Source organism: Dyella marensis (genome assembly GCF_049532885.1).
GTDB lineage: Bacteria > Pseudomonadota > Gammaproteobacteria > Xanthomonadales > Rhodanobacteraceae > Dyella_D > Dyella_D marensis.
Window position 1 is genome coordinate 4,838,980 of sequence record NZ_CP064029.1, and the last position, 13,233, is coordinate 4,852,212.

At 65.7% G+C, this 13,233-nt stretch carries 10 protein-coding genes; 5 read left to right on the forward strand and 5 right to left on the reverse strand.

What is annotated here, in order from left to right; genetic code table 11:
- Positions 1-21 precede the first annotated feature (21 nt).
- Entirely contained in the window at positions 22-1,440 is a 1,419-nt protein-coding gene (locus tag ISN75_RS21350) for a class II 3-deoxy-7-phosphoheptulonate synthase (protein WP_343818134.1), read from the reverse strand.
- 222 nt (positions 1,441-1,662) lie between these two features.
- On the opposite strand from ISN75_RS21350, the gene ISN75_RS21355 reads away from it, so the two are divergent.
- The 5 genes from ISN75_RS21355 (at position 1,663) to ISN75_RS21375 (ending at position 8,131) form a co-directional block, all read left to right on the forward strand.
- Complete coding sequence (locus tag ISN75_RS21355; RefSeq protein ID WP_343818136.1) at positions 1,663-2,709, forward strand: methyltransferase; 1,047 nt, start codon at positions 1,663-1,665, stop codon at positions 2,707-2,709.
- A gap of 202 nt (positions 2,710-2,911) precedes the next feature.
- Positions 2,912-3,241 carry an antibiotic biosynthesis monooxygenase family protein gene (locus ISN75_RS21360; RefSeq protein WP_167253053.1) on the forward strand — a complete coding sequence of 110 codons (330 nt, stop codon included), beginning with the start codon at positions 2,912-2,914 and terminating at the stop codon, positions 3,239-3,241.
- A 65-nt stretch (positions 3,242-3,306) separates the two neighbouring features.
- Complete coding sequence (locus ISN75_RS21365; RefSeq protein ID WP_343818139.1) at positions 3,307-4,533, forward strand: FAD-dependent monooxygenase; 1,227 nt, start codon at positions 3,307-3,309, stop codon at positions 4,531-4,533.
- Positions 4,534-4,590: 57 nt separating this feature from the next.
- A complete protein-coding gene (locus ISN75_RS21370; RefSeq protein ID WP_343818141.1) occupies positions 4,591-6,255 on the forward strand; it encodes an NAD(P)/FAD-dependent oxidoreductase in 1,665 nt (554 codons plus the stop codon).
- Positions 6,256-7,333: 1,078 nt separating this feature from the next.
- Positions 7,334-8,131 (forward strand): LuxR C-terminal-related transcriptional regulator, encoded by a 798-nt coding sequence (locus ISN75_RS21375; protein WP_168649326.1) that lies wholly within the window; start codon positions 7,334-7,336, stop codon positions 8,129-8,131.
- 7 nt (positions 8,132-8,138) lie between these two features.
- Here ISN75_RS21375 and ISN75_RS21380 read toward each other — a convergent pair whose 3' ends face one another.
- From ISN75_RS21380 to ISN75_RS21395, 4 genes are all read right to left on the reverse strand, one after another.
- Positions 8,139-8,831: an NAD-dependent deacylase gene (locus tag ISN75_RS21380; RefSeq protein ID WP_343818143.1), complete on the reverse strand. Its 693-nt coding sequence runs from the start codon at positions 8,829-8,831 to the stop codon at positions 8,139-8,141.
- Between the two features lie 56 nt (positions 8,832-8,887).
- Positions 8,888-9,211, reverse strand: coding sequence for a hypothetical protein (locus ISN75_RS21385; RefSeq protein WP_343818145.1), 324 nt, complete (start codon positions 9,209-9,211; stop codon positions 8,888-8,890).
- A gap of 34 nt (positions 9,212-9,245) precedes the next feature.
- The gene (locus ISN75_RS21390; protein ID WP_343818147.1) at positions 9,246-10,769 is read right to left on the reverse strand and encodes a glycoside hydrolase family 30 protein; all 1,524 of its coding nucleotides are present in this window, start codon (positions 10,767-10,769) and stop codon (positions 9,246-9,248) included.
- Between the two features lie 124 nt (positions 10,770-10,893).
- Positions 10,894-13,218, reverse strand: a complete 2,325-nt coding sequence (locus ISN75_RS21395) for a winged helix-turn-helix domain-containing protein (RefSeq protein ID WP_167253046.1) — start codon at positions 13,216-13,218, stop codon at positions 10,894-10,896.
- Between the last annotated feature and the right edge of the window lie 15 nt (positions 13,219-13,233).

Sequence of the window (13,233 nt, forward strand, 5' to 3'; positions counted from 1 at the left end):
GCGAGTCGAAAGAAGCGCGGGTCAGATAACGGCGACAGGCCTGGGGCCGGTAGCGGTGCGTTCGACGGCCTTGGGACCGGAGCGCTCCGCCTTGGTGATCAGCATGGCCAGCTCCATCGCCTGCTCGTAGTTGAGGCGCGGATCCACCGCCGATTTATAAGCGCGCTGCAGATCCTGCTCGGTGAGGCTGCGGGCGCCGCCCAGGCATTCGGTCACGTCCTCGCCGGTCATTTCCAGATGCACGCCGCCCAGGCGGGTGCCTTCGGCCGCGTGGATCTGGAAGGCGGTTTCCAGCTCGTAGCGGATATTGTCGAAATGCCGGGTCTTGATGCCGGTGGGCGTGGTTTCGGTATTGCCGTGCATGGGGTCGGCGACCCACAGCACGTGGCGCCCCGCGCGGCGCACCGCCGCGAGCAGCGGCGGCAAGGCTTCGGCGATGTGCTTGCGCCCCATGCGGGTGATCAGCGTCAGGCGGCCCGGCTCTTCGTGCGGGTTGAGCACTTCGATCAGCTGCAGCAGATCGTTGGGCTTGGTCGCAGGCCCGACCTTCAACGCCACCGGATTCTGCAGGCCGCGGAAATACTCGACGTGCGCACCGTCGATAGCGCTGGTGCGCATGCCGATCCACGGCAGGTGCGTGGACAGATTGAACCAGCCGCGGCGATGCGGCACGCGGCGCGTCACCGCTTCCTCGAACGGAAGCAGCAGCGCTTCGTGCGAGGTGTAGAAACCTGCGCTGACGCGCTCGGTGCCCATCTGCCCGCCCAGCGCATGCAGGAAGCGCCAGGAATTGGCGATTTCCTCGACGGCCGTACGGTATTCCAGCGCACGCGGCGACTGGTCGATCCAGTCCAGCTGCCAGTACTCCGGATGGCGCAGGTCGCCGAAGCCGCCTTCGAACAGCGCGCGCGTGAAGTTCAGCGTCAGCGCGGAGAAGGCATAGGCCTGGAACATGCGCTCCGGATCCGGCTGCCTGGCGAACGCATCGAATTCCGGCGCATTGACGATATCGCCGCGGAACACCGGCAAGGTTTCGCCGCCGACGGTTTCCTTGTCGCTCGAACGCGGCTTGGCGTACTGCCCCGCGAAACGGCCGACGCGGATCACCGGCTGCTTGAGTCCATGCCCCAGGATCAGGCTCATCTGGAACAGCACTTTCAGGCGATTGACGATGGTGTCGGCATCGCAATCGCCGAAGCTCTCCGCGCAATCGCCGCCGTGCAGCAGAAAGCGGCGGCCTTCCTGCGCGTCGGCCAGCGCGCGCTTCAGTTCCTGGATCTCGCCCGACGTCACCAGCGGCGGCAGCTTGCCGATGCGCCGCACGACCGTATCGAGCCTGGCGCCGTCCTCGTACGTAGGCTGGTGCAGCGCCGGGCGTGCGCGCCAGGACGACGGATGCCAGCCGCCGTTCTCCCGCGTGTGGCTGTGTTGACTGCTCATCTCACCGACCTCCGTGTGCGACGACATGGATACGCCGGCCCTGACCGGCGGTACGCGATGCAGCGCCGATTTGCATCGGCGGATCGGCAAGCTAACAAAACGCATCGGGGCAAAGAACCGTAGAAAACCCGGTAAGCGTCGCCGGTGCATGTGCATTACGTTGCGCACGCCAGCTACCGCGACTGGCCTACGCCATCGCCCAACCAACCCGAGGAGCGCCACATGTCAACGCAAGCCGAAGCCGTGCGCGAGACGCACGCCGCCGCCGACGTACCGCCGCATTACCAGCTGCTGCAGATGATCACCGGTTACTGGATGACGCAGTCGATCTATGTCGCCGCCAAGCTCGGCATCGCGGATCTCGTCGCCGACGGCCCGCGCCAAGTGGACGATCTTGCGCGCGCCTGCGGCGCCCAGGCGGACCTGCTCAACCGCGTGCTGCGCGCGCTCAGCAGCGTCGGCATCTTCACCGCGCACGGCAAGGACAGCTACGGCCTGACGCCGCTGGCCAACCTGCTGCGTTCGGACCTGCCCAACACCATGCGGCCGCAGGCCATCATGCATGGCGAAGAGCAGTACCGCGCCTGGTCGCACGTGCTGCAGAACGTCAAGACCGGCGAGATTGCGTTCGAAAAGGAATACGACAAGACCTACTTCGGCTATCTCGCCGAGCATCCGGAAGCCGACCGCGTATTCAACGAAGCCCAGGCCGGCTACACCAAGGAAGTGGCGGGCGCGGTGGTGGATGCCTACGACTTCACGCCGTTCGCCACGGTGGTCGACGTCGGCGCCGGCTACGGCCCCATGCTGCTGAAGCTGCTCGGCCGCTATCCGCATCTGCGCGGCATTCTGTTCGATCAGCCGCACGTCGCCGACGCCGCGCTGGCACGCATCCAGGCCGCGGGTCTCACCGGCCGATGTCTGGCCGAAGGCGGCGATTTCTTCGCCGCGGTGCCGCCGGGCGGCGATGCCTACATCCTGTCGCTGCTGCTGCACGACTGGGACGAGGAGCGCAGCATCGCCATCCTCAAGAACATCCGCCGCGCCATCGCGCCGAACGGCCGCCTGCTGGTGGTGGAGCTGGTGCTGCCGGAAGGGCAGACGCCGTTCTTCGGCAAGTGGCTGGACATGCATATGGCGGTGCTGCTCGGCGCGCGCGAGCGTACGGCCAACGAGTTCCGCGATCTGTTCGCGGCGTCGGGTTTCAAGCTGCAGCGGATCATCCCCACGTCCACCGGCATGAGCATCGTCGAGGCGGTGCCGGTCTGAAGACACGCAGCGATGTGGACATGCCGTGAACTTCGCCGGTGCCGATCGCATCCGGTGAATGCAGCCAGTCGAGTCCGTAGAAATTACCGATGTGCTGCGCCGTTCCGCTCGCTACCGTCGAATACGCCCCGGCACCGAGCAGCGTGCCGGGTGTCTACCGAGCCATCGACTGGCCATACCCCCGTACGTCAAGGAATTCATCATGACCAAGAAGCAAGCCGTTATCCGCGCCGACGAGACCGTCACCTTCATCAGCGTCTTCGACGTGGAGCCGGAGAAGCAGCAGCAGCTGATCGACGTGCTCAACGAAGGCGCCGAGAAGGTGATCAGCAAGCGCCCGGGCTTTATCTCCGCCAGCGTGCTGGCCAGCAAGGACGGCACCCGCGTCGTCAACTACGCGCAGTGGAAGTCGCTGGACGACGTCAAGGCCACTCGCGAAGACCCCAACGCCGCGCCGTTCGCCAAGCGCATGGCGGAACTGGCCAAGGCCACGCCGAACGTGTTCACCGTGTCGTCGGTGCATACGGCCTGATCGCGCCGGAACCGGGCGCCGCGCGGCGCCCGGTTCCAACCGCTGCCTGCCCTGGGAGAGATTGCATGAAGTCGTCCGCGCAACAGCCGCGCATTCTTATCGCCGGAGCAGGGATCGGCGGCCTTGCCTGCGCCCTCGCCCTGCATGCGGCGGGCTTCCGCGACGTGATCCTGCTGGAATCGGCACCGACCATCGAGCGCGTCGGGGTGGGCATCAATGTGCAACCCGCGGCGGTGGCAGAGCTGAGCCTGGCGGGGCTGGGCGATGAGTTCGAGCGCAGCGGCATCCGCACGCGCGCCATCGCCTACCTCGACGAGTTCGGCCGGCAGCACCGCAGTGAGCCGCGCGGCACGGCGGCGGGGCATCGCTTTCCGCAGTACTCGCTGCACCGCGGCGACCTTCAAGCGATGCTGCTGTATGCGGTGCGCGACCGGCTCGGGCCGGAAAGCGTGATCGGCGGCGCCCGGGTGGTCGCCTTCTACGAATCGGACAGCACGGTCACCGTGCGGCTGGCCTCCGGTGCGGCGCTGGGCGTCGACGAGATTTCCGGCGATCTGCTGATCGGCGCGGACGGCATTCACTCCAATGTGCGGCGCCAGCTGCATCCGGAGGCGATGGCCGTGCGTTCCGGCGGGCTGCAGATGTTCCGCGGCGTGACCGAGCTGCCATCGTTCTTCGATGGCGAGACCATGATCGTCGCCAACGACAGCAGCAAGCGGCGCCTGATCGCCTACCCCATTTCCGCGCGGCATGCGCAGCAGGGCCGGGCGCAGGTCAACTGGGTCTGCATGATTCCCGACGAACTGCTGCCGTCGAGCTCGGATGTGTGGTCGCGCGAGCGCGTGTCGGCGCAGGACGTGCTTCCGCATTACGCCGACTGGACCATGGAAGCGTTCGACCTGCAGGCGATGCTGGCCGGCAGCGACTCCGTGCTGCGGCAGGCGATGGTCGACCGGCCGCCGCTGCCGTGGTGGGGCAAGGGCCGCGTGACCTTGCTGGGCGACTCGGCGCATCTGATGTATCCGGTCGGCGCGCATGGCGGTTCGCAGGCCATCGTCGATGGCTTCGAACTGGCCGACACGCTGGCCGCCAGCACCGACCTGGTGCAAGGCCTGCGCGACTACGAGATCCGCCGGCAGGCACCGACCAGCAGCATCGCCCAGGCCAACCGCGACCGCGATGCGGCGGAGCGCTCGCTGGCCGCGGCGGCGGGCGCCGACAAGGCCGCCGAGATCGACCGCATCACCCGCACTTACAACGCCGTTGCCGAGCGCTCCCCGCGCAGCGGCTAGGCCAAGCTTTTCCCGTGCCGTACGCAGGACCCAAGCCATTCTCAAGGAGGTTATGTCGTGGACATCGATCGGAAACCCGCAATTGACGCCATCGTGATCGGCACCGGCATTGCCGGCATCTATGCGCTGCACAAGCTGGGCAATGAGCTGAAGCTCAAGGTGCGCGGCTTCGAGAAGGGCGCCGGCGTGGGAGGCACCTGGTTCTGGAACCGGTACCCGGGTGCGCGTTCGGATACCGAGAGCTTCGTCTACCGGTATTCCTTCGACCAGGAAACCTACGATGGCTGGAACTGGACGCAGAAGTACGCGCCGCAGGGGCAGATGCTGGCCTATTTGAATGCCGTGGTGGATCGGCATGGCCTGCGCCCGGCGATCCGCTTCAACACCCGCGTGGTAGCGGCGACCTTCGACGAGGCGCGCGGCGTGTGGGCCGTGGAGACCGGCGATGGCGAGGTGGTGGAGGCGCGCTACCTGGTCACCTCCGTGGGCGTGTTGTCGAAGCTCAACAAGCCGAATCTCCCCGGCCTCGATCGTTTCGAGGGGCGCCAGGTGCATACGGGTGCCTGGCCGGACGACCTGTCGCTGGAAGGCAGGAAGGTTGGCGTGATCGGCACCGGCTCGACCGGCGTGCAGTTCATTCCCGCGGCAGCGGCGGTGGCCGGGCACCTGACGGTGTTCCAGCGCTCGGCGCAGTACTGCGTGCCGGCCGGCAACGACCAGCTGTCGCCCGACTTCATCCGCGAGTACCGCGCCAACTTCGGCGGCTACTGGGACCAGCTGCGCCAGACCCGCATCGCCTGCGGCTTTGCCGAAGCCGGCGTGGCGGCCATGTCGGTGTCCGCCGAGGAGCGCACCCGCGTATTCCAGGAGCACTGGGATGCCGGCAACGGCTTCCGCTTCATGTTCGGCACGTTCTGCGATATCGCGATCGATCCGGCGGCCAACGAGGCGGCCTGCGATTTCATCCGCGAGAAGATCGCCACCATCGTCACCGACCCGGCCACGGCCGCGAAGCTCTCGCCGCGGGAACCCTACGCCAAGCGCCCCGTCTGCGCCGACGGCTACTACGAGACCTACAACCGGCCGAACGTCGAGCTGGTCGATCTGAAGGCGAACCCGATCGCCGAGGTCAACAAGCGCGGCTTCCGCACCGCGGACGGCAAGCAGCACGACCTCGACGTGCTGGTCTATGCCACGGGCTTCGAATGCGTGGAAGGCAGCTATCGCGAAATGCGCATCGCCGGCCGCGACGGCAAGCTGCTGGTCGACCACTGGGGCGACCGGCCCTGCAGCTATCTCGGCATCAGCGTGCACGGCTTTCCCAACCTCTTCATGGTGCTGGGGCCGAACAGCGTATTCAGCAACCTGGCGCCGGCGATCGAGACCCAGGTGGACTGGATCGCCCATCTGGTGGGCCGCGCCGAGCAGCTGGGCCGGCTCACGGTCGATACCGATGCGACGGCCGAGGACGAGTGGACGGTGCAATGCGAACACATGGCCGCGTACACGCTGTTCCCGCAAGTGAAGTCGTGGATCTTCGGCGCGAATATCGAGGGCCGGCCGAACCGGGTGCTGTTCTTCTTCGGCGGGCTGGCGGCTTATCGTGAAAAGCTGGCCGAGATCGTGTCGAGCGGCTACGCGGGATACAGCTTTGCGCCGGCGGCTTTTCATACGCCGTTGCGGGCGCCTTCGAGCGATAGTGTGGCGACGCCGATTGCCTGAGGGCGTGGCGGTTTCATGGCAGTCCAGTTGGGGGCTGCGAGTAGGACGGCTATCGCGATCGGCCATCGCGGTAGCTGTTTTTTTGCGCACATCACCGTTGCGCTCCGGCCGTACCCTCACCCCTCTCCCAGCGGGAGAGCAACGGTCTTGCCTCGCCGTCTCATTTTCCATCCCGGCGTAGGCCGGACGAGCGCGTAGCGCGAAGAACGCCCGCAGGGCGGCCCCGAAGGGGTGAGCGAAGCGAATCATCCAGTGACTGTCTCGCTCGGTTGTTGCGTTGCTGGTTGAGTGTCTCGCCGTTGGCGAGGGTTTCGTGCCGCTGCCGCGGCCCGACTTACTTTCTCTTGCGTGCCCAAGAGAAAGTAAGCAAAGAGAAGGGCACCCTGCTTGGCGCCCTCAGCAGCAAAGCTGCTGAGGGCGCCAAGGGGACCCGGTAGATCAAGAGCAGAAGCGCACAAGCGGAACGCCGCGGCTGCGCCGCGTGCTCTTTGCTCGGTTTTCGCGTTAATCGACATCCCCCTCTCCCCTCCGGGGAGTGGGCCGGAGTGACGGGTTCAATACCTGCACCCTTGGAGCTCCCACCCGTTACACGCCGCATTCACACCGACATTAGTCATAGTCGCCAAATTCATTAAGGCGAATGGCCGCATGTTCATTAGTCAACATACGTTTGTGAAGCATCTGTCGAGGCGCTCGGAATTAATCTTATTAATGCGCCTCGGCGAAATGCGGAAACAAAGCAACGGTTAATCACGTCACGAAACCGAAACTGGTTTCGTGTTTACTTTCATCCCCTGCCGAAGGGTTGACACGAGAGGCTTCGACGGAGCCCGGCACTCGCGACTGCACCGCGCAGGCCGCGGGCGCTCGATGCTGCGCGAAACAGCTTGATACAAGGTGTTTGTGCATTTGGCCGTAATACAAATGACAGATAGGCGCAGATGTTTTTGCCGCGTATAACGCCTGCGCCGATGAAAAAGGACGATCACGACCGGCCGCACTTTATTTCGGATAAAGCACAGGCCGCGGGCGATTAAGTAATTACGCCATTGATATCGATACGCAAGGAGCCAAAGCCATGCCGCAAGCCATTAGCAGACAATTAGCTTCCATTATCGACCAGATACCTGGCGCCTGCGGCTGCAAGGACGAACACTCGATTTTCCTTTACGCGAATCAGGAGTTCAAAGCCATCGCCGGCCTGCGCCCGGACGAGCCGATCGCAGGCCTCACCGACTTCGACTTGCCCGGCGACATGGCGGTGCATGCACAGACCTTCCGCGAGCAGGACCAGTACGTGCTGGAACGCAAGACGCCGATGACCACCTTCAACGTCTATCGGATGAAATGCGCCCGCATCAACGCCTTCCTGGTGACCAAGAAGCCGTTCGTGGACCTGGAAACCCAGACCTGCGGCGTGCTGTTCCACCTCACCGACATGTCCGCGCTCAACACCGGCCTGCTCGGCCCTTACCGCAGCAATGCGCCGCGCGTGTTCAACGACCTGGACCAGCCGGGCGGCGTCAGCTACGTGATCGCCGGCGGCGATACGGACCTGGACATCACCCGCCGCGAGTACGAAGTGCTGTTCTATATGCTGCGCGGCGCCACGGCGAAGCGCATCGGCGATTTCCTGTCGATCTCCTCGCGCACGGTGGAGCAGTACGTGACCTTCCTCAAGGAGAAATTCAACGTACTGACCAAGCAGGACCTGATCGAGAAGGCGATCCAGCTGGGCTATTACTACGTGATGCCGGAGTCGGTGTTCCGCACGGTGACGCGGCCGCCGGCCGCGCATTACCCGCGGCACGAGGCGGTGAGCAGCCTGCATTCGGTGCGGGGTGGCGTGCGGGAATCCCGGCCGGCCTCCAGGTAGTACGGACCTACACCGGCTTGCGCCCTTCGAGCCAGCACTTCACCACCTGGGGCACGACGGTCGCCGCTGCTCCTCTGAGAAATTTGAAGCCGTAGGGAATCTCCTGCGGCTCGGGCGAGACCAGGTATTTCTCGGCGCGCCATGGCGCTTTCTCGACCAGGCCGGCGGCGGGGTAGACGGTCAGCGACGTGCCGATCGTGATCACCCGCGATGCCTCGGCGAAATGTTCGGCGCATTCATCCATATGCCGCACGTTCTCGCCGAACCAGACGATATCCGGCCGCAGCTGGCTGCCCTTCCCGCACAACTCGCCCAGTTCGATCCTGGGCTTGTCCAGTACGTGGACCAGCGAAGCATCGATCGAGCTTCTGGCCTTCAGGATCTCGCCATGCACATGGATGATCTTCGATGAGCCGGCGCGCTCGTGCAGGTCATCGACATTCTGCGTGACCACGACGACGTCGAACTGCTCTTCCAGGCGTGCAATGGCCTCATGCGCGGCATTGGGCCGCGCCGCCAGCACCGCCTTGCGGCGCTCGTTATAGAAATCCAGCACCACCGCGGGATTGCGCTTCCATCCGGCCGGCGAAGCCACGTCCTCGATGGCGTACTCGCCCCACAGGCCGCCCATGTCGCGGAACGTCTTCAAGCCGCTTTCGGCGCTGACACCGGCGCCGGTGAATACCACGATCTTTTCCACGGCCTTCCCCCTTTCGATGCCGCCCGGAGCGGCCACACTCAGATCAAGTAGTGAACTTAAACGGCGATCACCGCGCCTATCAGCCCCACCCCGGCCAGGATCAACAGAAGCCCGAACAAGCTCTGCTTCCACGAGGGCATCGCGCCCCATCGTTCCGCGGCCTGCCAGACGGGAACACCGGTGACCAGCTTGATCAGGCCGGCCATGATCAGCGCCCCCGGAATACCGCATGCCAGACCCAGGCCGGGCACGTGAATATCTTTCCCATGCAGCCATTGCATAAGGCGATGGCTGCAAACAGGATCGCGCCGTACACCATCCAGTCGAAACCGGCTTTGCGTTGCTCGTTCATCGGTCAGGCATCCCGCCAGCTCTCGCATGCATCGGCCATTCGCTTGTCTTTCCCGAAGACACTTATCTGCTGCCCTTCAACCACCGGAACGCCTGCCGTATCAACGACCCTGCCCGATCCGAATTCCACACGAAGGTCCCGACACTGCGCCCCGGCATGGTGTACTCGAAGCGGGTCGGTCCCTCGGCCACCGTCACGGTGCGCGGCGCCGCATGCGTGTTCACCATCACCAGCACGATCGAACCGTCCGCCTCGTTCTGGAAGGCGACATTGGCAATGCCCTTGTCGGCATCGGTGTCGGTTGACTTCACGCGCACGGCGCCCGGCAGCACGAAGCGGCTGAAGTGGGCCAGGGCGTAGTACTCGTCGTTGCGGCTCACCGCGCCGGTCCTGGAATCGATCGTCACCACGCCCTTGCACAGATCGCAGCCGCCGAAGTGCGGGCCGTGGTTCTCGTCCAGTGCCAGGTTCCAATAGATCACGCCGCGCGCCCACTGCTTGGTGCCCAGCACCAGCAGATTGCGCGTGAACCAGATCAGCTCGCCATTGACGCTCGAGGCCCAGTCGCCGCCGGAGCACTCGGTGAGGTAGGCATCCTTCTGCGGGAACGCGCGATGCACTTCGCCCTGCGCGTACTGGCTGCCCTCATAGCAATGCCAGGCCACGCCGTCGATATAGCGCGCGGCGTCGGCGTTGTTCAGCACGCTGGTCGGCTGCTCGGGATGGCTCCAGTTGTGATCCCATTCCAGAATGCGCGTTTTCGGCCGGCGGTTGGCCAGCTTCGGGCCCAGGTACTGCGCGACAATCCGCGTCCGCGTCTCCGGCCCCATCTCCATGCCGGGATACGTCACCGGCGTAAAGCTGGGCTCGTTCTGCAGGGTCAGCGCGAAAATGGGAATGCCAAAGCCGCGGAAGGCGTCGAGATATTTGACGAGATAATCCGCGTACGTGCTCTCGTACTGCTCCAGCAGTTCGCCGCCGATCAAATTCTCGCTGCTCTTCATCCACGCCGGCGCGCTCCACGGCGAGGCGACGATCAGCAGCGCGGGATTCACCGCCAGCGCCTCGCGCACCGCCGGGATCACCTCCTGCTGCAGATTCGGCGTGATATTGAAATGCGCCAGGCCCGGGTCCGTCTGGCCGAACGGCACGTCGTCCAGCGTGTAGGGCTGCAGGGAGAAATCGGAGGCGCCGATGGTCAGGCGCAGCATGTTGAAGTTGAGGTTCGGCGGCGGCCCGAACAGCTCGTGCATCAGCGTCGCGCGCTGCAGCACGCTGAGCTTGTTCTGCAGCAGCCAGGCCGAGGCATCGGTCATGGCCGCGCCGAAGCCGGTCATGCTCTGGTAGGTGGTCTTGCGGTCGATGATGACGTCGGCGTCCTGCTCGCCGCGGATGCTCATCTCGATATCGGGCTGCGGTTTCAGCTGCAGGCGGCGATCTTCGGTGCTCAGCCACAGCTCGACCGAAGGCATCACTGGCCGCGCGGACGTGACGATCCTGGATTTGACGGGTGCGCCTTCGAAGCGCGGAACGTAGAGCGCACCCAGGGTGAGCAGGGCGATCAAGGCGATGAAGACGGCGGCCATCCGGCCGGTTTCCGATCCTCGCTCATCCATGGTGCTTGAAAACCCTGTCGCCTGCGCTGCAAATCATGCCGGATCACTGTCTCCCCTGCCCGTCACCCGCATCATAGCCGCGGGCGCCCCCGCCTCAAGCCTTCGGGCGCGGGGTGGGCAAAACGCGGTCGCCCGCCAACTCGCGCGCCTTGCGCTGGTAGCGGTTCCAGGACTCGGTCTGTCCCATCGCGCGGTACACGCAGGCCTGCGCCCAGGCCACGCGCCAGTCCAGCTGGCCCCAGGCGGAGAGCTGGCCGCTGATCACGAAAGCTTCGCTCACCTGGCCGCTTTCCAGCAGGGCCAGGGTGTAGGCCAGACCCGTGTCGGCGATCAGTTCCGGCACGCCGTAGCGGCTGGCCCGGTTCATGGCCTGCTTCAGCAGATCCAGCGCCGTCTCGCGGCGGCCCTCGGCCTGGGCCTGTATGGCTTGCGCACGCAGCAGCCGGATGGCGATCCAGTCGTCGCGGTCGGTGGAGGAAAGCTTGTCGGCCCAGGCCTGCATGGCGGACAGCGCCCGCTGGATTTCCTTCACGTCGCCGGCCTGCTGCGCGATCAGCGCGTCCAGCAGCCACGCATCGGCGGTGTCGCGCTGGTCGCCGTCCCATGCCAGCAGATGCCCCGACAGGGCTTTGGCTATCCACGCCTGCGCGCCGCCGATATCGCCACGCTGCAGCGCGAGCTTGGCCAGCAACATGTATACCGTGGCTTTGAGGCCGGGCTCGCCATGGGGGTCGGCATCGATCTGCGCGAGCACCTGCTCCAGCAACGCGCCGGCTTCGGCGGCGCGGCCCATGCCGCCCAGGGCATCGGCGCGATGGAACATCAGGATATGGCGGCCGATGTTCTCGGTGTATTCCGGAAATTGTTTGTCGAGCGGCCAGTACCGCTCCGTGCTGGCGAAGGCATCGGCATGCTGCAGCAGCATCTTCTGCGAGATCACCAGGTCCGTCATCAGCGGCGGCACATACTGGCGCATGCCCAGGCGTTCGTATTGCCCGACCGCACGCTGGATCACCGGAACGGCCTGGGCGAAGTGCCCGTGCTGCATGTTCAGTTCCGCCAGCGATTCGTCAATGCCCACCACGCCGGCGGTGTCGCCCGCCAGAGCATAGTTGACGCGCGCATCGCCGAAATCCGCCTGGGCCTCGTCGAAGCGGCCCGCCATGCTCAGCAGCTCGGCGCGCTGCGCATAGGCATAGGCCAGATAGCCCGTGTTGTTCTGCTGCTTCAGCAGGCTGATCGCTTCGAGCAGCGCCTGCGCCCCCTGCGCGTGCTTGTGTTCGCGGAAGTAGACGTACCACCGCTTCGCCAGCGTCCTTCCGCGCAGCACCGGCTGGGTCCTGGCCGGCAGGCGGTCCAGCAGGTTGGCCGATTCGGTCTTGCATGCCTCGTACTCGCCCTGGTCGCAGTAGAAGGCGACCTTGGCGTAGGCAAACGCCGGCGTCGTGCGCAGATCCGCCGGCGCGTTGTCGATCAGCTCGCGCAGCACGCCGAGCGTGCCCGCATAGGACGCGGCCTCCATGCGCAGCAGGTATTGCTCCTTGTCGTCTTCCGAAGCGACGCGGTCGGAATCGCTCGCGCCCAGCTGGGCAAGCAGGAGAGCGTTGGCCTCGTGCGCGGCCTTCAGCATGTTGACGGCGGAGGCTTCGGCCTGCAGGGCGCCGCCGTCGCGCATGCTCGCCTCGAGCTGGACATGCCAGCGGCCGTTGTCCAGCGTTACCTGGGGCTGGATCACCAGCGCATACGATGCAAGCGGCGCCGCGCCGCCCTGTTCCGGCCGGTCGAGCAGGTTGACCACGGTCCGGCTGCTTTCCACCGGCACCCTGGCGCCGCGCAGGTCGCCGACGATCAGGTCCATCAGGCCCAGGCGCAGCCACGCCCACTCTTCCGGTGCATGAATCTGCGCGGGCAGGACTACCGCGGTACCTCGCTGGAAAGCCTTGCTGGCGCGCCCGTGGAAGCGCCATGCGCCGAAGCCGGCCACGGCCACCAGCAACAGCAGCGCCACGCCCCAGCGCAGGCGGCGGCGCCGGGGCGATGGCGCGCGGCGCGCGATGACCACCGGCTCATCGCCCGCCGCGGCCGGCGGGCAGGGTATGTCCGACATGATCGACGTGGCCATCACCCAGCGGTAGCCCATGCGCGGCAAGGTCTTGATGCAGCGCTGCTCGTCCGCGTTGTCGCCAAGCACGCGGCGCAGGCGGACGATGGTCTGGGCGAGCAGGTTGTCGCTGATCTCGGTGCTGCCCCAGACCGCGGCGATCAGCTCGTCCTTGCCCACCGCCCGTTCGCGATGCTCGACCAGGTAGGCCAGGCAGTCGAAGGCGCTGGCGGTGAGTTCGACGGGATCGCCGTTCTGCAGCAGCTGGCGCGCCTGCGGATGGAGCTCGAATGCGCCGAACCGGTAAATCGTCGTCATGGGCGCCATTATGAC

Bases quoted from the DNA above. Each gene is read 5' to 3' on its own strand.
- ISN75_RS21360 (WP_167253053.1), top strand. From the start codon at position 2,912: ATGACCAAGAAGCAAGCCGTTATCCGCGCCGACGAGACCGTCACCTTC.
- ISN75_RS21350 (WP_343818134.1), bottom strand. From the start codon at position 1,440: ATGAGCAGTCAACACAGCCACACGCGGGAGAACGGCGGCTGGCATCCG.
- ISN75_RS21390 (WP_343818147.1), bottom strand. From the start codon at position 10,769: ATGGCCGCCGTCTTCATCGCCTTGATCGCCCTGCTCACCCTGGGTGCG.
- ISN75_RS21395 (WP_167253046.1), bottom strand. From the start codon at position 13,218: ATGACGACGATTTACCGGTTCGGCGCATTCGAGCTCCATCCGCAGGCG.
- ISN75_RS21355 (WP_343818136.1), top strand. From the start codon at position 1,663: ATGTCAACGCAAGCCGAAGCCGTGCGCGAGACGCACGCCGCCGCCGAC.
- ISN75_RS21385 (WP_343818145.1), bottom strand. From the start codon at position 9,211: ATGCGAGAGCTGGCGGGATGCCTGACCGATGAACGAGCAACGCAAAGC.
- ISN75_RS21375 (WP_168649326.1), top strand. From the start codon at position 7,334: ATGCCGCAAGCCATTAGCAGACAATTAGCTTCCATTATCGACCAGATA.
- ISN75_RS21365 (WP_343818139.1), top strand. From the start codon at position 3,307: ATGAAGTCGTCCGCGCAACAGCCGCGCATTCTTATCGCCGGAGCAGGG.